Origin of the sequence: Akkermansia sp. N21169 (genome assembly GCF_029854675.1) — a bacterium.
GTDB lineage: Bacteria > Verrucomicrobiota > Verrucomicrobiia > Verrucomicrobiales > Akkermansiaceae > Akkermansia.
This window is the reverse complement of the sequence record NZ_JARWNC010000041.1, coordinates 257,124-280,704: the sequence shown is the minus strand read 5'-3', so window position 1 is coordinate 280,704 and position 23,581 is coordinate 257,124. Positions and strand designations below refer to the sequence as shown.

The 23,581-nt window shown below is 55.3% G+C and carries 16 protein-coding genes and 1 tRNA gene; 7 read left to right on the top strand and 10 right to left on the bottom strand.

The window, feature by feature from the left end; translation table 11 throughout:
• Genes ccsA through hemC form a run of 3 tightly spaced genes read left to right on the top strand, consistent with a single transcriptional unit; the run spans nucleotide 1 to nucleotide 2,701 of the window.
• Complete coding sequence (gene ccsA, locus QET40_RS11660; RefSeq protein WP_280127345.1) at nucleotides 1–762, top strand: cytochrome c biogenesis protein CcsA; 762 nt, start codon at nucleotides 1–3, stop codon at nucleotides 760–762.
• Nucleotides 759–1,775, top strand: coding sequence for a glutamyl-tRNA reductase (hemA, locus tag QET40_RS11655; protein ID WP_280127344.1), 1,017 nt, complete (start codon nucleotides 759–761; stop codon nucleotides 1,773–1,775). Before ccsA ends, hemA begins: the two co-directional genes overlap by 4 nt.
• Complete coding sequence (gene hemC, locus QET40_RS11650; protein ID WP_280127343.1) at nucleotides 1,772–2,701, top strand: hydroxymethylbilane synthase; 930 nt, start codon at nucleotides 1,772–1,774, stop codon at nucleotides 2,699–2,701. Before hemA ends, hemC begins: the two co-directional genes overlap by 4 nt.
• A gap of 15 nt (nucleotides 2,702–2,716) precedes the next feature.
• Here hemC and mutL read toward each other — a convergent pair whose 3' ends face one another.
• Together mutL and QET40_RS11640 are read right to left on the bottom strand one after the other, a co-directional pair.
• Nucleotides 2,717–4,585, bottom strand: a complete 1,869-nt coding sequence (gene mutL, locus QET40_RS11645) for a DNA mismatch repair endonuclease MutL (RefSeq protein WP_280127342.1) — start codon at nucleotides 4,583–4,585, stop codon at nucleotides 2,717–2,719.
• A 141-nt stretch (nucleotides 4,586–4,726) separates the two neighbouring features.
• A tRNA-Glu gene (locus QET40_RS11640) sits at nucleotides 4,727–4,802 on the bottom strand.
• 141 nt (nucleotides 4,803–4,943) lie between these two features.
• Between QET40_RS11640 and QET40_RS11635 the strand changes: the two genes are divergently transcribed.
• Both QET40_RS11635 and QET40_RS11630 read left to right on the top strand, forming a co-directional pair.
• Entirely contained in the window at nucleotides 4,944–5,843 is a 900-nt protein-coding gene (locus QET40_RS11635; RefSeq protein WP_280127341.1) for a LysR substrate-binding domain-containing protein, read from the top strand.
• A gap of 81 nt (nucleotides 5,844–5,924) precedes the next feature.
• Complete coding sequence (locus tag QET40_RS11630; RefSeq protein ID WP_280127340.1) at nucleotides 5,925–6,962, top strand: YeiH family protein; 1,038 nt, start codon at nucleotides 5,925–5,927, stop codon at nucleotides 6,960–6,962.
• A 68-nt stretch (nucleotides 6,963–7,030) separates the two neighbouring features.
• Here QET40_RS11630 and QET40_RS11625 read toward each other — a convergent pair whose 3' ends face one another.
• The 5 genes from QET40_RS11625 to gcvT form a co-directional block, all read right to left on the bottom strand.
• Nucleotides 7,031–8,899 carry an OPT family oligopeptide transporter gene (locus QET40_RS11625; RefSeq protein ID WP_280127339.1) on the bottom strand — a complete coding sequence of 623 codons (1,869 nt, stop codon included), beginning with the start codon at nucleotides 8,897–8,899 and terminating at the stop codon, nucleotides 7,031–7,033.
• A 282-nt stretch (nucleotides 8,900–9,181) separates the two neighbouring features.
• Nucleotides 9,182–11,839, bottom strand: a complete 2,658-nt coding sequence (locus QET40_RS11620; protein ID WP_280127338.1) for a glycoside hydrolase family 2 TIM barrel-domain containing protein — start codon at nucleotides 11,837–11,839, stop codon at nucleotides 9,182–9,184.
• 131 nt (nucleotides 11,840–11,970) lie between these two features.
• Nucleotides 11,971–14,814 carry an aminomethyl-transferring glycine dehydrogenase gene (gene gcvP, locus QET40_RS11615; RefSeq protein ID WP_280127337.1) on the bottom strand — a complete coding sequence of 948 codons (2,844 nt, stop codon included), beginning with the start codon at nucleotides 14,812–14,814 and terminating at the stop codon, nucleotides 11,971–11,973.
• Between the two features lie 85 nt (nucleotides 14,815–14,899).
• Complete coding sequence (gene gcvH / locus QET40_RS11610; protein ID WP_280127336.1) at nucleotides 14,900–15,280, bottom strand: glycine cleavage system protein GcvH; 381 nt, start codon at nucleotides 15,278–15,280, stop codon at nucleotides 14,900–14,902.
• Nucleotides 15,281–15,346: 66 nt separating this feature from the next.
• Complete coding sequence (gene gcvT, locus QET40_RS11605) at nucleotides 15,347–16,432, bottom strand: glycine cleavage system aminomethyltransferase GcvT (RefSeq protein WP_280127335.1); 1,086 nt, start codon at nucleotides 16,430–16,432, stop codon at nucleotides 15,347–15,349.
• A gap of 103 nt (nucleotides 16,433–16,535) precedes the next feature.
• Here gcvT and QET40_RS11600 point away from each other — a divergent pair, with 103 nt between their 5' ends.
• Nucleotides 16,536–17,444 carry an aspartyl protease family protein gene (locus tag QET40_RS11600; RefSeq protein WP_280127334.1) on the top strand — a complete coding sequence of 303 codons (909 nt, stop codon included), beginning with the start codon at nucleotides 16,536–16,538 and terminating at the stop codon, nucleotides 17,442–17,444.
• A gap of 45 nt (nucleotides 17,445–17,489) precedes the next feature.
• Here QET40_RS11600 and QET40_RS11595 read toward each other — a convergent pair whose 3' ends face one another.
• The gene (locus QET40_RS11595) at nucleotides 17,490–17,897 is read right to left on the bottom strand and encodes a hypothetical protein (RefSeq protein ID WP_280127333.1); all 408 of its coding nucleotides are present in this window, start codon (nucleotides 17,895–17,897) and stop codon (nucleotides 17,490–17,492) included.
• A gap of 90 nt (nucleotides 17,898–17,987) precedes the next feature.
• Here QET40_RS11595 and QET40_RS11590 point away from each other — a divergent pair, with 90 nt between their 5' ends.
• Nucleotides 17,988–19,211 carry a hypothetical protein gene (locus QET40_RS11590; RefSeq protein WP_280127332.1) on the top strand — a complete coding sequence of 408 codons (1,224 nt, stop codon included), beginning with the start codon at nucleotides 17,988–17,990 and terminating at the stop codon, nucleotides 19,209–19,211.
• Between the two features lie 17 nt (nucleotides 19,212–19,228).
• Here the strand turns inward: QET40_RS11590 and QET40_RS11585 are convergent, their stop codons facing one another.
• Nucleotides 19,229–21,808 carry a VWA domain-containing protein gene (locus QET40_RS11585; RefSeq protein ID WP_280127331.1) on the bottom strand — a complete coding sequence of 860 codons (2,580 nt, stop codon included), beginning with the start codon at nucleotides 21,806–21,808 and terminating at the stop codon, nucleotides 19,229–19,231.
• Nucleotides 21,808–23,547, bottom strand: coding sequence for a BatA domain-containing protein (locus QET40_RS11580; protein ID WP_280127330.1), 1,740 nt, complete (start codon nucleotides 23,545–23,547; stop codon nucleotides 21,808–21,810). The genes QET40_RS11585 and QET40_RS11580 overlap by 1 nt, the downstream gene beginning before the upstream one ends.
• Between the last annotated feature and the right edge of the window lie 34 nt (nucleotides 23,548–23,581).

Here is a 23,581-nt window from a genome sequence, read left to right as displayed (position 1 = left end):
ATGAACGATCAATACTGGATGATCGCCGCGGTTGTCTGGGCTCTCTGTGTGTCCGGATCCGGTGCGCTAAGCCTGTTCCATCCCGGCCGGAGCAGACGCCTTGTGTGGGTATTGATGCTGGTATTGATGCTGATTCAATCCGTTGCTTTGATGGAGCGCAGCGCTTTGGGGGCGACATGTCCGATCCGCGGACGTTCCGAAGTGTTGTTTTTCCTGGGATGGGCTTTGAATGCCTTTTACCTTGTTCTGGGGCGTCCCTACCGGATGTCGGTGATCGGTGCGTTTACGGCACCGTTGGTAGCTGTTTTATCCTTACTGGCAGTATTGTTTTACGATCCGGTGGTTCAATCTCTTGTCGGGCAGGGCTGGCTGACATGGCACATTGGCCTGGCAATGCTGGGATATGGGGCGCTGGGCCTGTCGGCTCTGTCGGCAGTCGTATTCCTGATTCAAAATTCCTTGATGAAGGCCGGGCGTTTGACGGGGTTGAGCCGCAATCTTCCTCCGGTGAGAACTTTGCAATCATGCATGATCCGGTTGATTGATGCGGGATTTCTTCTCCTCATGCTGGCCCAGATATGCGGATTGCAAGCCTGGATGGCGATTCCCGTTGCGAAGTGCGTTGTGGCTGCGGCCGTAAGCGTAGGGTATTTGCTGTTGATCTCCGTAACGTATCTGCGTGGCTTGCCCGGAAAGGTGCTGGCGTGGTGGTCGATCGGACTGTATGTGTTGTCTTTGAGTATTTTCCTTGTTTTGCAATGAGTTTGTCGTGTTTGGGATTGAATTACCGGACGGCTCCGGTGGAAATCAGGGAATGCTTTGCCATTGCCAGACCTCGCCTTGCCAAAGCAGAGGCGGAGCTTTTGGAGCAAACTCCGATTGACCAATGTGTCGTGCTTTCTACCTGTAACCGTATGGAAATTTATTTCTGTGCGGATGACCATGAGCTGGCTGCCAAGGCTATCCGGGAGTATTTCACGGGTTCCCGGGAAAATATCGAGTGCCGGGACGGGTATTTTTACCAATGCTCGGGAGTAGATGCCATGAGGCACTTGTGCCGCGTATTGAGCGGGTTGGATTCCATGGTTCTGGGAGAAACGGAAATTTTCGGACAGGTCAAGGAAGCCTACCGCATCGCTTTGTCCGCCGGGATGACGGGGGGGATTTTGAACAAGGTGTTCCAGAAGGCGTTCAGCATTGGAAAGAAGGTGCGCCGTGAGACGAAAATCAACGTGGGAGCGACTTCAATCGGCTCTGTTGCCGTGGATTTGGCCGGGCAGATTTTTGGCGAATTGAAGGGTTCCCAGGTCTTGATTCTTGGTGCGGGGGAAATGAGCCGGGTAACGGCCCAATCCCTGAAATCTCGCGGTGCTAAAAGTATTTTCGTAGCCAATCGTACGCATGAACGCGCTGAAGAACTTGCCCGCATGGTGGAAGGCGAAGCGATCCGTTATGAACAGTGGTGCGAATATCTCAAGCATATCGACATTGTCATTGCTGCGACATCGGCCCCGCATTATGTGATTACCCGGGATCTGCTCCTGCCCCTGCGTGAGGCAAGAAAGTTCCGTTCCCTCTTCCTGATTGATATTTCCGTTCCCCGTAACATTGATCCTGCTACGGCAGATATTGATGAAGTTTATGTGTACGACATCGATACCCTGAGACTTCTCGCGGATGAAGCTCGCCGTTCACGAGCGAGGGAAATCCGGCACTGCGAGGATATTATCGAACAGGACATGATGAAACATTTTCCCACACTCGACCAGTTATGACCCGTTCCAGCATCATTCTCGGTACGCGCGGCAGCGCTCTGGCCCTCAAGCAGACGGATATGGTGAAGGAGGCTTTGTCCCGTGCCTGGCCGGATCTTGGCGTGACTGTGAAGATTATTTCCACGACGGGAGATCGGAGGACGGATGTACCTCTTTCCCAGGTGGCTCGTGTAGCGGGTATTGCGGACAAGGGGATTTTCCTGAAGGAGATCGAGCAGGCGCTGGAAAACGGAGAAATCGATTTTGCCGTCCACAGTCTGAAGGATATGCCCAGCGAATTGGATGCCCAGTTTGAGCTAGCTGCCGTTTTGCCGCGGGCTCATGTGGATGATGTACTGGTGTTCAAGGGGCAAAATTCCCGGTTTTGTCGCCGCATTGCAACGGGAAGTGTCCGTCGTCGCAGGATGGGGGAGGTCTTTTGGGGGGAGAAAACGAAATTTGAAGATTTGAGGGGTAATGTACCGACGCGTCTGGCCAAGCTGGCGGCTAATCCGGCGCTTGACGGCATTATCCTGGCTCGTGCCGGGTTGGAACGCCTTGGGTTGTTTGCATCGGAATCTTGCTGCGACGGTGTGTCCCTTCGCATGGAACTGCTTCCGGGAGACGTGTTTGTCCCGGCTGCGGGTCAGGGGATTGTGGGCCTGGAAATCCGGAAGGAAGATGCGGGAATGCGCGCGATTCTCTCCGCGATCGACCATGCCGAAACTCATTTGCAAGCGCGGGCGGAACGTGAGTTCCTCAGGTTGCTGGGAGCAGACTGTTCGACGCCTGTCGGCGTACATGCGGAACTTTTGCCGGGGGGCAGGATGAATTTGCGAGCCCTTTTATTCCGCGACAGTGAAGGCTTGCCTCCGTTTGCCGATTCCCTCGAAGGCTTGGCTGACGAGCCGGAAATTCTTGCCGAACGCCTTTGGAAGCGTTTGTAAGGAAAAGGCTTTTGCTTAACGGCCGGGAAGGTTGAATTTCCGGGCAAGTTCCGCCATGGAGAACATCGTCATGGTTGGCTTGCCGGACGGGGTGCAGTAAGGAACTTCGCAATTGAGAAGGCGCTCCAGAAGGTCGGGAGAAAGGGAAAAATTGATTTTTTCCGAACGGGACGATTTTTGTGCCAGTTCTGTAGAAAACGCTTCGAAGGTCAACCTGCCCGCTTTTTTTCCGGATTCGGTGTCTGTGATGCGGTCGATGAGTTCCAGAATGAAGGAACGGGCGTTTTCCGGATGTAGCATGGCGGGCAGGGATTCGACGCGCATGGTGCGTTGTCCGAAGGGAGACATGTTGATGCCCGCTTGTTCGAAGTGAGGGGCAAGCTCGTTCAGGACGGCGAAGTCGCGCGGATCGAGTTCCAGCATGACGGGATCCAGCAAAGCCTGGCTTTTGATGCCTTGGCGTGCATGTTTCATGAGCTCTTCGAAAATGATGCGTTCTCTTGCCGCCCTGGGGTGGAGGAGGACGAGTCCATCGTTGTTTTCAAAGAGGGCGTAGGTGGCGTTGAGGGATCCCAGATAGTGAAAGTCGGCGCTTTTTCGCAGGGGCGCTGGTTGTGGTCTTTCCAGGGGCAGATGGGATTGTGCTGCAGGCAGAGGTCGCAACGCACCTGCCGGAGAGGCGGCTCGGGGAGGAGGCTGGAGACTGTGGGCAGAGGAGGGGATGCTTGGTTCCTTTTTCGAAAGCGGGGTCGGTATTTTTTTACCGGGTACAGGTTCTGCCTGAAGTACGGCAACAGGTTGTTGATGAGGAGGGGCGGGGGGGGGCTCCTGTATTTCTTCCGCAGCTTTGGGAGGCTTTATCGACTCTGAAATTTCCGGATCGCGATCGGCTCGGGCATGGGAAGACAGGGCACTGGAGATAGCCTCGATGACGCAGGAGACAATGTCCGATGGTCTCCGGAAACGGACTTCTTTTTTTGCCGGGTGGACATTGACATCGACGAGGGCAGGCTCTACTTCCAGATACAGGTACAGAGCGGGATGGAGGCCGGAGGGGAAACCACCGAAGCCGTCGCGGATGGCGCGACCGACAAGTTGGTCGTCGATAGGGCGATGGTTGAGGAAAACGAATTGTCCCTTTTTGTTGCGTCGTGCTTCAGAGAGTGGCAGGAGATAGCCGGTAGCGGTGACGCCTGTACCGATGGTTTCCGGGATGGTGATCAGGGCATCCGCCGTGCGGTGGTCTGTCAAGGCTGCGATGCGTGCCTGCAGATCGTGCGTACCGGGGAGGTCGAAAACTGTCTGACCGTCCTTGCGGAAGATGAACCGGACTTCCGGGAACGCGAGGGCGTGCAGGCGGAGCTGGTGTTCGACATGGGCTGATTCCGTTTCCTGGGATTTCAGGAACTTCCGGCGGGCGGGCGTGTTGTAAAAGAGTTCGTGGACTTCAATGCAGGTTCCCGGTGAGATCCCCGAGGATTTCGGCTCTTCCGGAATTCCGGCATGGATGTTGAGTTCACAGCCTTCGAGGGCGTCTTTTTCCCGTGTGGAGAGCTTGAGGCGCGATACGCTGGCGATACTGGGGAGGGCTTCTCCCCGGAATCCCAGATGATGGATGGCGAAAAGACCGTCAAGGTCCATCAGTTTGCTTGTCGCATGTCTCTGGAGGCAGAGCAGGGCATCTTCTCGGGACATGCCCGATCCGTCATCCGTGACCTTGATGAGGGAGGTGCCGCCCCTGGTGATTTCTACGGTGATGGTGCGTGCACCGGCATCGAGGCTGTTTTCCACGAGTTCCTTGATGACGGAAGCGGGACGTTCCACGACTTCTCCAGCGGCGACCTGGCTCGCCAGAATATCGGACATGACGTGAATGTTGCTCATGGTTTGGAGATGGGAAAGGGGTACGAATTGCCGTGTGGAAAATCGTTTTTTTCATACCATGAACAGGAGAGTTTGGCGAGCAGATTGCCTGTCCTCTTCCGCTGAAAACAAAAAGACCGCCCGGAGGCGGCTTTTGCAAACTGGCAACCAGTACGGGAATCGAACCCGTGTTGCTCGCGTGAAAGGCGAGAGTCCTGGACCGCTAGACGAACTGGTCGTTGACCGTTTGCGCGGCGGGATTTAATCATAGCGCTAAAATTCTGGCAAGAAATTTCAACGATTTTCGGTATCAGAAATGGTGTCGAGTGCGCAATACGGTTGAGTTTCAGTTTTTCCGGGAGTATAATAAGGCGATTTTATGCTGACTGATTTTCGTCTCAAAGTTTTTGAAACGGTTGCACGGAGGTTAAGCTTTACACGGGCTTCGGAGGAGTTGTTTATTACGCAGCCTGCCGTGACGCGTCACATCCGGGAGCTGGAACAACAGTTCGGGTGCAGGTTGTTCAAGAGGAGCGGACGTAAAGTGGCGCTGACGGAGGAGGGGGAGAAACTCCTGGTGCCTGCCAGACGCATTTTGAAGGAGTATGCTCTGCTGAATGAGGTTATGGCAGGGGATTCTTCCCGTCTGCAGGGGTATCTGCACATGGGGGCCAGTACGACGCTGACCCAGTATGTCCTGCCGCCCATCCTGGCATTGTTTCACCGTATGTATCCTGATATCCGGGTTGATTTGATGGATGGAAACACGGAATGTATTGAGGCGGCAGTTGTCGGCGAAGTTGTCCAACTGGGACTTATCGAGGGCAGCGGCGAGCATGCCGATCTCCATTACCGATCCTTTATCCGGGATGAGATCGTGCTGGTAACGGCAGTGTCCAATCCGGCTCTGGTCCGTCGGGAATGGACGGTGGAGCAATTGAGGGAGCTTCCTTTGGTGCTGCGGGAGGCGGGATCCGGAACACAGGCTGTTGTCAGGAAGGCCCTTGGTGAGAAAGGGATTCTGGAAAATGAACTGAGCGTGTCCATGCGTCTGGGTAGCAGTGAGAGTATCAAACGCTATTTATCGAAGTCGAATGCTTGCGCGTTCCTGTCTCTTTTTGCCGTACGGGAGGAATTGGAACGGGGAGCTTTGGTGCGTGTCCCCGTCCGGAATTTTGATGTGACAAGGGTATTCCGATTTGTGACTCCGCATGGAGAACAGAGCCGTCTCAGCGGGTTGATGATTCGATTTTGCCTGGATTATTATAACAAAATGTAATTGATCATAAGATGTTATTATTAGATATTTTGATGAAAGAGGCGTATAAGACCATCCGTTCTGCATCTTTTCCCATTTAATATGTTTATTCAAAAACACGGTAACATCCTCCATGGCATTCTCCTGATTGTCCTGTTCTCCTGTTCTGCTTTTTATATTGCCGACATACCGTTCGTCAAAAGTTTGTCTTTCAGCCCCTTGATTGTCGGCATTATTTTAGGGATGATCTATGCGAACAGCCTGAGGAACCAGTTGCCGGAGACCTGGGTGCCGGGTATCTTGTTCTGCACGAAGAGGATTTTGCGTTTGGGGATTGTCCTGTACGGATTTCGTCTAACCTTTCAGAGTGTGATGGCAATCGGGATTCCGGCGATTGCCGTTGATGCCGTAATCGTTGTCTCAACGATTATTCTCGGCGTACTGGCCGGCCGCCTCTTGAAGATGGACCGCGATACGGCTCTGATGACGGCGGTGGGCAGTTCCATCTGTGGTGCCGCAGCCGTGCTTGGCGCCGAACCGGTGGTGAAGTGCCAGCCGCACAAGACAGCAGTGGCCGTATCGACGGTTGTCATTTTCGGAACTTTGTCCATGTTCCTGTATCCAGCCTGTTACCGGGCCGGGTTGTTTGACCTGACTCCGGAACAGATGGGATTGTTCACGGGGGCGACTCTCCATGAAGTGGCTCATGTCGTTGGTGCAGGCAATGCCATGGGTACTGAAATTTCAGATCCGGCGGTGATCGTGAAGATGATCCGTGTCATGATGCTGGCTCCCGTGCTGCTGGTGTTGAGCATATTTCTGGCACGTCGCGTGGCCCGGGCAAGTTCGGCGCAGGGAGCGGAGAAGACGGTCATTACCATCCCTTGGTTCGCCTTCGGCTTTCTAGCCGTGATCGGAATCAATTCGCTGGATCTTCTCCCGGTTTCCCTCGTCCAGGGAATTAACAGCCTGGATACTTTCCTGCTGACAATGGCTATGACGGCACTGGGAACGGAAACAAGTTTTGACAAGTTTAAAAAGGCCGGAGCCAAACCCTTCCTTCTGGCCGCTATTTTGTATGTATGGCTGGTTGCGGGCGGCTATGCTTTGGTGAAGTACGGGACTTCCCTGTCGGACTGAAAAAAATATTCCCCGTCGTTCAAGAGAACGATGGGGAATGAATGGCTCCAGAGGAAATATCCGGCTTTTTATTTGCTGGCTTGATAAACGCTAAAGAGCAGGATAGCCATGCCCGTTAATGCTGCACCGGCGATGATGCCGGATGCGGTCGGGATTTTGAACTCTTTGGATTTACCGCTGATGAAACGGTCGGCAACCCAGCCGAGGACGGCACCCAGGAAGAACAGGAGGGAATCATTCCATTGGATGGCCCATGCCAGTCCGAATCCTATGGGCGTGGGAAGCCATTTAGCCGTGGCGGGAATATAGCGGGGCGCAAGGACGAGAATAATCCCCAGAATGCCGCCTATGATGATAGACAGTACTTTGATGCTGTGCAGGTGGCTGAATCCCATGCCGAGGGCCTCCGCCGTGGCTGCCCAAGTTCTCGCTCCGGGCGCATTGAAGGCTTGCAAGGCATCGACATCGGGTACGAGAGAGCGGAAAGCGAGAACGGAGACCAGTGTTCCCAGGAAGATGCCGGAGAACTGGGCGATGAATTGCTGTCTGGGATTGGCTCCGAGGAGGTAGCCTACTTTCAGGTCTACGAGCAAGTCTGCGGAGGCGCTGGAGGCTCCCGAAGTGATGTTGGCGGCCATGAGGTTGGCTGTGACGTGTCCCGGAGCGATGCCTCCGAAAATGAGCTGGGTAACCTTGCCCATGGCACCTGTCGGCGTAATGTTGGCCTCGCCGGTGATGCGGCAGACGACGAGAGCCAGGAAGAAGGAAATGAAGACGGCGATGCAACTCATCCAGTAGGGAATGTCGAACGTGGTGTGGGCGAGATAGCTCAAGGCGATCAGGGAGATGAGCTGGCCAGTCAGGAACCAGGTCATCGGCGTCTCGATTTTTTCCACATCTGTCAGTTCTCGCTTTTTCCCGAAGGAGAACATGGCTCCCAGAGAAGAGAAGGAACGGGCAATGCTCTTCCATTGAAAGAGGAAGGAAACGAGACTGGCGACAACCATACAGGCTGTTCCTCCCCAGAGGGTCCATCCGACGCAATCGCGGTAACCGGCGCCGACGGCGAGAAGCCCCTGGCTTTCGAGCCACGGTACATACAGAATCCAGCATACCGTCCCTCCGATGAACAAACTCAGGGATGTTTTCATCCCGACGAGGGCGCCGGCGCCGACAAACATGAGGTCCCATTTGAAGAAGACGGTTCTTTGATACCAGTTACCGATGATTTGTTGCTGGATATGACCAAGCCATTTTTCCCCGCCACAGGCCATGGCAATGGCATTGGCGGATGCGAAGAGGGCGGAATAGAGCAGGGCCTTGGCTTGGCCGGCTGCCTTTTTACCTTCGGAGTATAAAACTTTGAGAGTTTCTGCCGTTGCGATGCTGTCGGGGAAGCGGATTTGTTCGATATTGATCATTTGCCGTTTCATCGGAATGGCCATTGTGACACCCAGGACAGCGATGAAGAAAATCCAGCCGAACGTGACACCTAGAGGCATGTGCTGCCCAGTCAGCAGAAGGAGGGCGGCGACGGCGGAGGTTAGCGTGCCCCCGGTAGAATAACCGGCGGAACTGGCAGCGGACTGCATGCACGTGTTTTCAAGAATGGTCATCGGGTTTTTGGAAATCCCGATTTTGACGAAGGCATTCCACAGAGCGAAGGAAATGATGCCGGCCGTCAGGGCTACACCGAAAGACCATCCCATTTTCAGGTTGGCGTACAGGTTGGTCAGCGATAGGATGGAACCGAGCAGCATGCCGACAACGACAGCGCGGACAGTCAATTGTTTGATCGTGTCTCCGGAACCGCGGTAAACCTGGTCATACCATTGTTGTTCAATTTCATCAGGTGTTCCCTTAAAGCCGTCCAACGGCAGGGGTTTGTCTAGACAAGAGAGAGGGGTTGGCTTCGTTTCGTCAACATTTTCCAGCATACGGGAGACAAACTACCATAGAAAAAAGAACATGGGAAGAAGGAAGAGCTATGAAAAGACCGATAATAGGAAATCATCTTAAAGTAAGAAACCCATGTACTTCTGTACATGGGCTTCTTTACCAACTTACTACCTTTTGTGACTCAGTACTGCTTCTTGGAGAAGTAGTGGGAAGCTCTCTCCTTCTTCCACACCTGACTGATAAGGGTAAGACCTCTTGGAAACGGGATTTGTTCAAATGTCCGGGAGACCTTGTGTCATGCAAAGTTTCCCGGGGGGTATTTATTCTGAAGCGGATTGTTGCTTTTTGACTTCGTCGATTTTCTTGAGGGCCGCTTCCTTGAGCTGCTTTTCCTGTTCCAGGTTATGAACCGAGTTGCCGGATTCCTTGTGACCGGGTACTTCCTTGTAGATGAGGCTTTCCTGGGGCGGAAGTGTTTCCAGTTCCAGTACGGCAGAGGCGGGCTTTTGGGCTCCGGGATGGAGGACTTTGGCCATGAGCTTGATCTTACCGGATTTGGTTGTACTGCGGATTATGACGGGAGCCGTACCCCACTGGACGGCGCGGGGATTGGCTCCGATTGAGGCATCGCCGACGATGGTTCCTTCTCCTTCGATGGAGAATTCGATCATTTCGTTATTGAGGCGTTTGACGTTACCATCCTTGTCGGTAATGGATGCGATGACAACCATCATGTCCGTACCGTTGGCGCGAAGGGGGATTCCTTCGTTGTCCGGCGTTAGCGTGATCAGGGATGGGCGTCTGGCGGGAGCTACCCGGTGCGAGGCGACGACTTTACCGTCGATCAGCCCCTCGGCCAGCATGTAGCATTGCTGCCCTTTGCCTTCGCGCGTCAATGATTTGAGAGTCATGAAATCAAATGCCTTGGGGAAGAGTACCGTCGATCCAGGGCGCATTTGGCCTTCCTTACGTACTTTCAGGGTGACGGGTTCGCGCTCGAATGCCGTGAGACGCACTTCGTCGCAATTAGTGAAGACGGTGACGTCCTGGGGCGAGAAGGGATCCATGTCATTGGCGATGTGCACGACGGGGCCGCTGGCCATGGACGAAGCACTGGTATCCGCCGGGCGTTGTGCCTGGAAGGCGTACCAGGATGTTTTCGGCTGGCGGAAGGTATCCATGATCCCACCGTAGAAAGGGTCGGGGTGGTAGCCACGCTGGTGGTCGAAGGGGTGCCAGAGGGCACCGCCGATGTGGTAAGCGGGAGCCTGGGACAGGGTTTCCCAACAGGTGTAATTGTAGTTGGGATTGGTGTAATGATTGGCCTGAATCAACATGGGGATTTCGCCCCATTCGCGGGCAACGCGGCTCGACGAATTGTGGGAACCCCAGTCATCGACATTGTCGCCCCATTCACGGGTGAAGTAGGCTTTGCCTTTGAAGCGGCGCGAGTCGTTGAGGGGACCGGCTGCGCTGACCGTGTTTTCCGTGACGGTGGCAGGGTGGCTGTAAATCAGATCGTATTTGTTGGCACCAGCTTCCCTGTCATCGCATCCGGCATAGCATGAAGGATATGGGTATTCTTTGTGCGTGGTCTCGTATGCTTTTTGCGCGAATTCGCCGGGGTAGGGCGTTTCATTCAGGATGGGTTCCCAGACCCAGACGCTGGGGTGGTTGCGGTCACGCCGGATCATCTGACGTATATTGTCGTAGACGAGTTCTCCGAACTGCGGGTTTTTGTTCCAGAACTGCCAGCCGGGAGTAGCGACGATCACGAAGAGCCCCAGTTCGTCGGCTGCGTCCATGAAGGCGGGATCCTGAGGGTAGTGGGCGGAACGGACGACTCGCAAACCGGCGTCGCGGAGTTTTTTCGCGTCGCGCCACTGTCCGATGTTGGGAAGGGCATTGCCGAGGTAGGCGAAATCCTGGTGGCGGTTGCCGCCGATCAGCTTGCCGGGGAAAGGCTTCCCGTTGAGGATAAATCCCTGGTCGTTCATGACGAAGTGGCGGATGCCGACTTTGATGGTTTGGGAATCCAGGACTTTACCATTTTCAATGACATTGACGGTGAGGCGCGATAACCGGGGAAAGTCGGGTGACCACAAGTCAGGGGATTTGATATCCCATTCTCCATCCACATGTGCGGATGCTCCCGGCTTCAGCTTGAGGGGAGATTTGTAGCCGCCCTTTTTGTTGCCTCGTAAATCGGTCAGGACGGTCTCAACAAACAGGCTACGCTCACGGTTGCTTTCATTGGCGACATGGACTTTGGCTCCGACTCGGGCTTGGTCGTCGGTGGCGGACAGAGTTCGGAAAAAGATTCCGCCTCCGGCTTCCTGACCGGCTACGTTGGCATCGGTGATGTGTACCGGATCGGTGTCAATGAGGTAAACATCGCGGTAGATGCCGCCGAAGTACACGAAGTCCAGTGTTTCCTGGGGTTTGCCTGGCGGATAGGATGGATCGTTTTTGTTATCGACGCGGACGGCGACGATGTTTTCCTGCCCGGGGATGAGGATATCCGTTACGTCGACAATGGCGGGCAGATAACCTCCAAGATGGGTTTGTATTTTCCGGCCGTTGACGTAAATGTCGGCTTTTCCCATGAGGGCTTCGAAATACAGGGTGACCTTTTTACCTCGCAGCGATTCCGGAGCTGTGAAATGCTTGCGGTACCAGGCCGGACCTTGGTAATTGGAACATCCGCTGGCTTCTTCCGGAACGAGCTCCAGCCCATGCGGGGTGTTGACAATTTCCCACGCTGAATCATCGAAGCTGATTTCCTGTGCCCCCTTGGGATCTCCCTTAACGAAGCGCCATCCCACATTGAAATCGTGAGCCTGACGTGGGCTGCCCTGAGTGTTGAAGAATCCGGCACTTGCAAATTCCGGAACGGGACGAGGATTGGGAGGTGTATTTGAAATTCCGGGGAAAGAACTTAACAGCAAAGAAGCAATGAGGATGGGAGTCGTTTTCATTGACGTTAATATACGAATGAACAACTCGAATTCTATCATGAAATGACCGATGCCCCCAGACAAGACACCCGCGCTGCCGACTGTGCGGAGCGCGGGTGTTGGAGCTTAATTGGCGTCAAACAGGGAGGAGATTATTCCTGCCCCGTCATTTTTTCGTAGGCTTCTACGGTGTCGCAGGAGCAGACGAGATTGCGGTCTCCATAGACATTGTCCACACGGCCGCAGTAGGGCCAGAATTTGTGGACACGGAGTTCTTTGACCGGATAGGCGGCTTCGGAACGAGTATAGGGATGCGTCCAGTTGTCGGAGCAGACGGCTTCCGCAGTATGCGGAGCGTTCTTCATGACGTTGTCATCCTTGTCTGCCTTGCCGTCGATGATGGCCTGGATTTCAGCATGGATGCAGGTCATGGCTTCGATGAAGCGATCAAGTTCGCGCTTGGGTTCGGATTCCGTAGGTTCAATCATGAGCGTTCCCGGTACGGGGAAGGACATGGTCGGAGCATGGAAACCGTAGTCCATAAGACGTTTGGCAATGTCATCCACGGTGAGGTGGGCGGCATCGTCAATGGGCCGGGTATCCAGAATGCACTCATGGGCGACGAGTCCCTTGTTGCCGGAGTAAAGAACCGGGTAGAGACCGTTGAGCTTTTTGGCAATGTAATTGGCATTGAGAATAGCGACGGCAGTCGCTTCCTTGAGTCCGGGTTCTCCCATGGTGGCGAGGTAGGTCCAGCAGATCGGAGCGATGGAAGCGCTGCCCCACGCGGCAGATGCCACGGCTCCCTGTTTTTTGTCCAGGCTGAGATGCCCGGGCAGGTGGGGGGCCAGGTGGGAACGGCATCCGATGCATCCGATGCCTGGGCCGCCTCCGCCGTGAGGCATGGCAAAGGTTTTATGCAGGTTGAGGTGGCAGACATCGGCTCCGATGAATCCGGGATTGGTCCAGGCCACCTGGGCGTTCATGTTGGCGCCGTCCATGTAAACCTGGCCTCCGTTCTGGTGGACGATGTCGCAGAGCTCGACAATAGTGGGTTCATAGACACCGTGTGTGGACGGGTAGGTAACCATGATGCAGGCAAGGACATCTTTGTGGGTCTCGGCCTGCTTGCGGAGATCTTCTATGTCGATGTTGCCGCCTTCATCGCATTTGATGCCGACGATCTTGAATCCGGCCATGGCGGCGGATGCGGGATTGGTGCCGTGGGCGGATGTGGGGATGAGGCAGATGTTGCGCATTCCCTGGCCGATGCTTTCCAGATAGTTGCGAATGGTCATCAGACCAGAGTATTCACCGGCTGCCCCGGAATTGGGTTGCATGCTGAAGGCGTCGAATCCGGTGATGGTGCAGAGGCGTTTTTCCAGATCGGCGAGCATTTCCCTGATGCCTTCGGACTGGTCTGCGGGCACGAAGGGGTGCAGGGCGCATGCGGTTGGCCAGGTGATCGGGGTCATGATCGTGGCGGAGTTGAGCTTCATTGTGCAGGATCCCAGGGGAATCATGGCTTCGTTGAGGGCCAGATCCCGGGTTTCGAGATGGTGGATGTAGCGCATCATGTCCGTTTCCGAGTAGTAGGAATTGAACACGGTCTCCGTGCAGAACGGTGTTTTGCGGTCGAAGCATTCGCACCAGGCGGGGCGGCCTTCCGCTGGGGAGGGGGCAGTTGTTCCCGTCAGGGCTTGGGCGAGGGCTTCGACATCTTCGCTGGTTGTTGTTTCATCAAGTGAAACGCCGACCCGATCCGCGTCGATCAGGCGGATGTTGTAACCGGCTTTCAGCGCGGCAGCCACGAGATCGTCGGCTTTACCGGGGGCTCCGAAGACGATGGTGTCGAAAAAGTCGCCCGTGTACATGGTCAGTCCGGCTGCTTTGACGGCGGCTGCCAGCGTTTTCGTGTGGGCATGGACGGTTTCGGCGATGCGAAGGAGGCCTTTGGAACCATGGTAAATGGCATAGAAGGCCGCCATGAGGGCCAGGAGTACCTGGGCCGTGCAAATATTGGAGGTGGCTTTGTCGCGGCGGATATGTTGTTCGCGCGTCTGGAGGGACAGGCGGTAGCAGGGCTTGCCATGTGAATCTACGGACATGCCGATCAGGCGGCCTGGCATGCGGCGTTTGAGATCGTCCCTGACCGACATGAATGCGGCATGGGGACCGCCGAAGCCCATCGGTACGCCGAAACGCTGGGAGTTGCCCACGCAGATGTCGGCACCGAAGGAACCGGGCTCTTTCAGCATTGTCAGAGCCAACAGATCGGTGGCGACAACGCAAAGCGCCTTGACTGCATGAACTTTTTCAAAGAAGGAGGCGTAACATTCAACTGTACCGTACGTATCGGGATACTGGACGAGGACGCCGGCAAGGCCTTCACAGGAGGCGGGGTCGAACGTCTTCCAGTCACCAACGATGACTTGGTAGTTTAACGGAGCGCAACGGGTCTTGATGACTTCAATTGTCTGCGGATGGCAGGCATCGGAAACGAAGAAAGTAGTGGATTTGGACTTGGAACCCATGCAGAGGAAGACGGCTTCGGCTGCTGCTGTGCCTTCGTCAAGAAGGGAGGCATTGGCGATGGGCAGTCCCGTCAGGGAGGAAACCATCGTCTGATAATTCATCAGCATTTCCAGGCGTCCCTGGGAGATTTCCGGCTGGTAGGGAGTATAGGCCGTGTACCAGCTCGGGTTTTCCAGAACATTGCGGAGGATGACATTAGGCGTTAGGGTGCCGTAGTAGCCTTGGCCGATGTAGGAATTGAGAATTTTGTTTTTGCCGAGCATGGCGCGAAGCTGGTCGAGGGCTTCGTTGTCGGATAACGGAGCGGGAAGGTCCAGAGGGGCTTTCAGGCGAATGTTCGCAGGAACGACGTCGTCCATGAGATCGTCCAGCGTTTTATAGCCGAGGAAATCAAGCATAGCTTGGCGGTCGGCGCCCAAGGGGCCGATGTGGCGGTTGTGGAAGTCCGTAATGGCGGGCATGATGAAAAATAGGGGATGAAGATTGTGAATGAAAATAAAAGAGCCCCGGTGAGACTGGACTCGCCGGGGCGGGGAGAAGAATGCTTCAGGAACAGAAGCTTTCGTAATCGGCGGCGTTCATGAGATCGTCCAATTCTGAGGGAAGCTCAATGCGCACCTTGTAGATCCAGCCGGCTGCGTACGGGTCGGAGTTGATCAGTGCGGGATCATTGGAGAGTTCTTCGTTCACTTCGAGAATTTCGCCGGAGATGGGCGTGTACACATCGCTGGCGGCCTTGACGGATTCAACGACGGTTACGGCGTCACCGGCAGAGATGGAATCTCCGACAGTGGGCAGATCAACAAAAACAACGTCGGACAGTTCTGCCTGGGCGTGGTCCGTGATGCCGATCGTGGCAATATCACCGTTGACTTCGACCCATTCGTGGTCTTTGGAGTACAGCAGGTTTTCAGGTACGTTATGCATAGCTTGAATGTGGAGTTAAAATGAGAGAAATATTCCGATTTGTCAGTTTCTTTTTTTTAGAAATCATTAGCCTTTCTTGTAGAATGGCTTTTTGACGACGACAGCAGGGAATTTCTTGCCGCGTACGTCGATTTGGAGCTCCGTTCCGACCTTGGCGTATTCCACGGGGACGTAAGCCATGGCGATTCCCTTCATCAGGGATGGAGAGAGAACTCCGCTGGTGAGTTGTCCCAATTCTTCCCCGGAAGCGGAGAAGACGGAGTAGTGAGAGCGGGGCGGTGCGCCCTTGCCCGTGTATTCGATGGCGACGAGGCGGACTTTGGGGCTGTCGGCCTTTTGTCCGCGAAGGATTTCCGCACCGGTGAATTCGGTATCGAGGGCGCAGAAGAAGCCGAGTCCGGCTTCGATCGGGGTGTGATCCGGATCAAGATCGGAGCCGTTGAGGGGATAGCACATTTCCAGGCGCAGGCTGTCGCGTGCGCCGAGACCGCATGGTTTGGCTCCGGCGGCAACGAAGGCTTCGAGCCATTCGATGCCGTGTTCGGCGGGGCAGAAGAATTCGAATCCGTCTTCTCCAGTGTATCCGGTGCGGCAGAACCAAAGCTGTTGTCCCTTGATTTCGTGGGTGGCGATACCGTTGCGGACAGGGAGTTCGAGGCCGGGGAAGACCTTGGCGAACACATCCTGGCAGAGAGGTCCCTGAATGGCCATGCCGGCGTAGCGGTCGGAATGGTTTTCAAGGGTGATCCCTTCCGGTTTGTGGGAGGACAGCCATGCGTAGTCTTCGTCGATCTTGGAAGCATTGACGACGACGAAATAGGTGTCTTCTCCGCAGCGGTAAATGATCAAGTCGTCGATAACTCCGGCTTTTTCATTGAGCATGATGGTGTATTGCCCCTGGTTGATGCCCAGCTTGTCGATGTTGTTGGTCAGCATGGAATTCAGCCATGCTGCTGCACCCTGCCCGGAGACGATGAATTGCCCCATATGGGAGATATCGAAAATGCCGCAGGATTCGCGCACTGCCTTGTGCTCGTCAATAATACCGGTGTATTGGACTGGCATGTTCCAGCCTGCGAAGGGAACCATTTTGGCACCAAGTTCAATGTGCTTGGAAGCCAGAGGTGTTGATTTGATTGGGTCGTCGCTCATAGAGGGGATGAAATTGAACGTCCATAATCCTGACAATGCAGAAGCGGAAAGTCAATGGATTAGTGATTGATTTTAACAAAGATTAGGAGAATATCTCTGCCATATGCGTCGTTGGACTTCCATTCTCTTGCTGCTCGCCATATTCGGGCTGCTTCCGATGTGTTCTACCCGTCCGGGAGGGGATGGAAACGACGCTGTGCGGGAGGCTTTGGGCAGTGTGGGCATTACAACGGTGACGGGGGAGGATTATCATGGGTTGATTGTCGTGCCGGTGAAAATCGACGGAAAGGAGTGCCATATGGTGGTGGATACGGGAGCCAATGCAACGGTGTTGCGCAGGGATTCCTTCCGCCGCAACTGGTCGAAGCGGAAGACGGTTCCGGTGAATCCCGGGGAAGGAAGCAATATCCGCAGGGATGTCGATATGGCGTTTGTCCGTTCGTTAGCTGTCGGAGGTCTGAGCGTTTACGGCATGAACCTGCTTGTCATGGATATGCCTCAGTTGGGAAATTGCAGAGGAAAACCCGTGGATGGTCTGTTGGGAATGAATGTGATGGGCATGTTTCCCCTTCTTGTCGATTTGCAGGAGAATACGTTGACCTTTTTGCTGGGGGTGCCCGCGGACGATTTGCTGGAGCGCCTCCACGCCACTCCTCTTCCCGTTTCCGTCCGCAATGGTCATATGCAGGCTTTGATGTCGTTGGACGGGACTGCCGTGCGTCTGGTCATCGACACGGGAGCAACGCAAACGTGCCTTCCTTCCCGGGATTGGAAAGGAGAGGTCAAGGAAAGAAAGGGCGATGTCGTCTGGCTGGATGTCAACGGGAAAACACGTTTCACCTCCACCAGTATTGTGGAAGTCGCATCCGTTCGGTGGGGCGGACTGGAACTTTCCGGTATCCAGATCATGCTCGGTTCGGATCTGGGGGTTGTCGGGGCGGATATCCTCTCACGGGGCAGAATCCTGCTTGACTTGAGATCCCGGCAGGCTTGGTGGATTCCGAGAAATTGATACGACTTGATGCAGCCCGCTCCCTCAAGGGAAACAGAGGGAGAATTAATCAAGTTCCCGTGCGGCAAGTTCTTGAGCGATGGTGACGCATTGCCGGCAGGGAACTTTGCATTCCTTTTTGAGTTGGAGGCAATACGTAGAACCGGCAGCTTGGAGGAATGCTTCTTTTACGGCTTCGTGACGATGAGCGGGGATGATTTGGAGGGCTCCGTACAGGGCACCGCAAAGACCGTCCGGAGCTTTACCTCCGCCACAGGAGGAGAGTGATTCCAGAAGGTCGTCCCGGCCGAATGCGGCACAGATGGATTGGGCGCAATTGTAGCGGTAGGGATCGGTGCGGAAGAATGTAAGAGCGTTGCTGTACTGCATGATGCAGGAAACGTAGATTTGCCCGGAGATGAGGTCAAGAGCAATGATTTTTATCTTCCCAAAAGGCGATGAATGGTTCAGCATGCAGACATGTCATCAGGTGAGGCCTCAATTAGAAATTCTTGCGTTTCCCGCATTAAGTTGTGCATTAATGCCTGTATTTTGTTAGAGACGGTGGCGATCCCTGTTTTTGTCGCATGTACGGTGATAGCGGCTTTGGTGTATTGGAACCGTCGTGTGGACATATGGCCGTGGTTTGTGCCTTTGGTAGCCGGACTGGTTGCCGCCGGTTTGGTTGTTTGGGCCTGGAAGGGATGTTCGTCCCGTTTGTTTTCGCGCCGGGACACTCTGGCGTTGATGGATGAACGCTTGGGGTTGAATGCGGCTTTAAGCGCGGAAGAGGAATGGGGAATTCACGTTCGCATAAGCGATATTCCTGCGCGTTCAATTCTGAATGTCAAAGCGGCTCCTGTCCTGGGGTGGCTGGCAGGCGGTGTGGCGATTCTGCTGGCAGGGTGGCTGATGCCTTTGCCGGAAATGAAGAATGCCTTGCCTCAATATTCTGAGAAATCGCCCGCTCTTGCCCAGGTGGAGGAATGGATGGAGAAGTTGGATGAGATGGAGGAAATCGCGCCTGAATCGACGGAGGAACTGAAAAAGGAGATGGAGGAATTGCAGAAAATGACCGGGGAGGACATGTACTCTCATGCCGGGTTGGAGGCTGCTGATACCCTGGCTTCGCGGACGATGGCGGCGATGAACGAAATGGCCGGTAATTTATCCAGCGTGGAGGCGGCTATCCAGCAAAGCATGCAGGGGGGGAATGCCTCTGATGCCCTGCAAAACTTGAAAGAAGCTCTTAAGGGGATGGAACAGGGAACATTACGTCCCAGCGGAGACTTGGCGGCACGTATGGATGCGATGGCTGCAGCCGGGATGAGTTCCTTGTCGCCCGACCAGCTTCGCAAGCTGGCGGAGCAACTCCGCAATGCATCCAACCAGTTGAATGATTTATGCGATAATCCGGGGAGTGGCATGTCGTCCGTCGTCAATCCCGATGATTTTCCCTCCCTTTGCAAGGATGGGAACGGGAATGGGGAAAAATGGGGGAGAGGCGGAATTTCCCGCGGCAGGGGCGATGCTCCTTTAGCCTTCGGCGATTCCAACCAGCAGTTGCAGGACGGCTCGCGTACAGGAGTTAGCAATACGGATATGTCCCATGCGGCTCTCGGTTCCATGACGGGGACGGAATCCTCGGCTCCTTCGATGGATCAGGAACAGGAAGCTGCCGGTAGAAACGGCGGGAAGGCCGCTACTCCGGCCAAGGGCGGTGATTCTATCTGGAAGGATGATCTGGATCCTGCCGAACGTGAAGCGATGCGCTCTTTTTTCAAGTAATCGGATGCGGTTGTTTTTCAGACGGTTTCGGTGCGAATGTCGTCGTGATCCTGCCTTCCGTTCTTTTTTCCGGGGAGCAGGGATATATTGAGGCGAGTGAGCAAAGCATCGGCCAGCATCAGGATCAGGAATGCCCAGATGAGGCCGTTGCGCGTATCCAGAGAGGATATGTTGCGCGGGGATTGCATGATGGAGGTTAGATCAATGCGTTCCTGCCCTCCTGATTGACGCACCATGGAGAGGAAATCCAATTTGCTTTCCGGCGTCATGGTCCATTCCGGATCCATGGACATGCTGATGGGGCCGAAGGGGATGTTGCGATCGCCGATGCGGATAGCTCCTCTCCAGGTTTCTCCATGAGCCGCCGGGAAGGAACAGCGGAAAACTCCCGGACGGATATGTTCCCAGACTCCCTTGACGGTTTTCGACATTTGCTTGCCGGTAACATTCATGGTGAGCTCCGGCATGCGTTTAGCCATTTGCAGAACGGCTTCGTCCGAGTAGAGAAGTTCCACATCAAGCCGTTCTCCGCGCATCGTGGCCCGGACGGAGAATCCCTCCGGCATGTCTCGGCGGATAAGCCAGCGGGCAAAGGTTTGGATGAAATCTCCGTAATTTTTCCATGTCAGGACGTTGGCTGCATATTTGCCGCCCGTGGGGAAGGTGATGGCTGCCGATCTGCCCGATCCGCGGTTCCAGAAGGCGACGAGGGGTGCTTTGTAGGTATCGCCGGTGATGCAGGCGGCCGTGGCACCGTCCCTCAGGTAGCATAGGTTGTAAGCGTTGACGGAGGTGGGCCATTCCATGCGGGCGGGTGATATCTGATTCCATCCGGCGACGGAATGCAGAGGGGTGTTTTCCCGGATAAAGGTAGCGCGGGCGACAGAGACGGTTTCCTGGGCGAAGACGTGCGGAATATCTTTGGGATTGTCGCAGAAAAAGATGCGGCCTTCTCCCAGTTTGGCGATTTCCTTGAGCAGGTTTGCATCGCCGTCTTTCGGCGTTCCGAGTGCGATGACGCTGACGGTGGCTCCGTTTTTGCGCATGTCGGCCAGCGTTTTTTTGTAATCGTCCGGTTCTTCCGAGTCGGCGGCATCGGCAAACAGGATGAGGTGGCGGTTGCCGAAGTCGGTTTGCTTCAACTGGCGCCAGCCCGCTCGGAGGGCTTCTCCGATGAAGATGCCTCCCCCCATGGATTCGATTCGTGGAACGACACTGAGCATTTTGTCTCTGTTGGCTCCGACGTTGCACATGGAGACGATGGCATGCGGAGAACTGTCGATGGCATGGACGGAGACGTAGTCTTCCTGTCCCAGAAGTTTGATCGCCTGGACAACTCCTGAGTTGGCCAGATCCATTTTCGTTTTGCCACCGCTTCCCGCTGACATAGCCATGGAACCGGAGCGGTCCAGCACGATGCTCATGGCTGTCATCAGTTTGATTTTATCGTTTTTCAACTCCATGGAAACGGGCAGAAGTTCATCGACCGGCGAGTTGAAGTACCCGCCGGATCCGAATGAATTGGAACCGCCGCATATGAGGAATCCTCCGCCTTGTTCTCTGACGTAGAAATCAAGCCCTTTGAGGAAGTCCGGGGAGACCTCCGCCGCAGAGACATTGTTGACGATGACGAGTCCGACACCCGTCAGTGAGTTGGCGTTCAGCCGGAGCGGATCGTTTGGACGGAGGATGTCGAATCCCTGAGCCCGGAGGAAGGGCTCCATGGGATCCGATTCGAACGGACTGAGGAGGAGGATTTTATTGCCACCGGTGATTTCCATGACGCATTCCGCCGTGTTGTTAAGAGTGACGGTATCGTTGGCGGGTAGGACGGAAATGTCATAGGAGGCTACGCCCGGAGTGGCGCTGCGGTCGGTCAGGCGGACGGTAGCCCGGCCTTTGTCGAGAGTGGCCGTGCCGGAAATGGTAGACCCTCCGTTCTTGACGACTTTCCAGGGGACTGTGGTGTTTTGGGCGGGATTGCCGATAATGTCGAACGTCAGTGTGGCTGCTTCGCCGGGGCGGATGCGCGGCGGGCGCTGAATATCGCCGATGCGAATGTCGTCCGACATGTCCGGGGCGGCCAAGCGGTAGTCCAGAGGAACTTTTTCTTCGATAAGCCTGGCCGTGATGACGTCAAGAGGCTGGGTGGAATAACCGTCCGTCAGCATGAGGATACGATTGGTCCGCGTCCTATCCATCTGCGCCAGAATGTAGGAGATGGCATCTTCCATTCGCGTCCCCGGGATCATGCTGGAGAAGACGGGATCCCCTTTGCCGCGGAGGATGGCTTCTCCGGCAAAGTCTACGAGGCGGACGCGGTCGCCGGGCCGCTTGGCTTTTTCCAGAATGGCCTGCAACTCTGTGGATTGGTTGGCCGGTATGCCTCCGGTGGAATTGGATTGGTCCACCATGACCCATAGGTCCATTTCACTGCCTCCCTTGTTGAAAACGGGGTGTGCCAAGGCAAGGATAAAGGCAATCAGGGCTGCTGCACGTACGGGTGCATGGAGGCGCAGGAAACTGTATTTCCAACCTGCGAGGGCTAGCAGGGGCAGGAGGAAAAGCCATTCAGGAGCGAGGAGGCGGAGCATCATTATGCTTGATTCCTCCTTTCCGAAGCGGGGGTAAACCAGGATCCCAGCATGCAGCAGCCGGCCAGGAAGATCCAGAAGAGAACGAATGGATCGGGTTCAAACATTTGTTCCAAGAGAGAGGCATTCTTATCGATGATTTGTTCAAAACTGCAACAACGGGTAAAATCGCTCTGCCTGGTGTCGGCGAACCAGACGGATCCTTTGAAAAGGGGCTGGGCGTCATCCCCGGACGGATCTATCCGGATGAGACAGGATTCCCCCGGGGTAGTGCCCTTGAAGATATCGTGGCGCACACTTCCGTCTTTTCTTGTGACGGTCATCCGGGAACCGTGGGGAAAGTCCAGCCGGGTCCCGGATGGGACATTGTCCTGGAGTGTTCCGGGAGCTTTGTCCTGAACGTTTCCCATGAATCTGCGGATAGCCAGCAAGGGGGCGGGAATTCGGTCGGCATTGGATTTTTCCCACTGCCAGTTCAAGACGAGCCTGTTGCCATGGAGCCATGCCAGGGGTGTTTCTCCATGCCAGAGAAGGATGGTGTCCATGGGTTCCGGCGTGAGATCTCCCGGGGCGGCAATGAGGAGAGATCCCCAGCCGAGACCTTCGGTCAACGGATGTTTTTCCGGGGTGATGGAACCTTGCGGAGGGGCGGACATGGAGTTGGCTGCCAGTACGATAGCCGGTTCGGGGGCCTGTTGCGGCTTGTATTGGGAACCGGAGATAATGCTGAGTTGCGGCTTCTCTGTCGGGGATGCCTTCCGGAATCCGGGAATGCCTTGCGCCAGTTTGAGGATGGAATTGGCGGCAGCTTGGTCTTTCAGGTTGATCGAGAAGGCGACCGGATGAGGCTGAGGGCGCACCAGGGTCAGGGAATCGTCTTCCGGAAAGGCATCGGGAGTCAGGGTCAGCTCCATGGAATCGACTCCGTTGGGCAGTACCATATCGAACTCGACGACGGATTGCGGGTTGAGTTTGAGTGTCCGGGTGGACGGTTTGCTTTCTTTGCCCGGGATGCGGACAGTCAGTTCCCGTTCCTGGGGGGTGGCGGCATTGTTCCTGACGGCGATGCGCCATTTGGGCATGGCGCTTTGTTCCTGAGGCGTAATCCCGGCGAATCCGGTGTTGTCCAGCGGTTTCCCGATACCGGTGGCCGACTGCGCCGGAGGTACCATCTCCCTGTTATTAGTGATGAAATGGGTGATTCCTATTTTACCGGCAACAGCTTCGGCCGTGCGGAGGGCGGGGGCGGGATCGTGGGTACCGGATCGCGGTTCCCAGGAGCCGAGCGCGGTGAGAGCTTCTCGGGCATTTGTTCCCCTGTATATCGACGTGTTGCGGGACGAACTGGGCATAATCGTCCAAATCGAGGGAATTCCCGAAGCGTCCAGTTCTCCCATTCGCTTGGCGACGGCCTGGATTGCCTCCTGGCGGAACGGGCTCATGGAGATGGAATCATCCACGACGAAAATAACCGGACGGGACGTGTTTTCTCGAACCCATTGCGGAGAAACCAGCACCCACGTCAACAGAAGGACACATAGGATTTGAAGCCAGAATGTCCGGGAGGTTCGCAGCCTGTCCCAGAACCTCCCCGTACGATCCTCGGGAGAGAGAACTTCCAGCAGGAACATGGTGGAGGTAAGCTGTTCCTTCGTCTTGTGCCGGAGAAAGTGGATCGCGACAATGAGGGGAATACCCAGTAATCCCCAGAGGCCGATCATGTTGGAAAGATGGGGTAGCATGAAGATGGATTCGGTGGCTTGTGGGAGGTGGTGG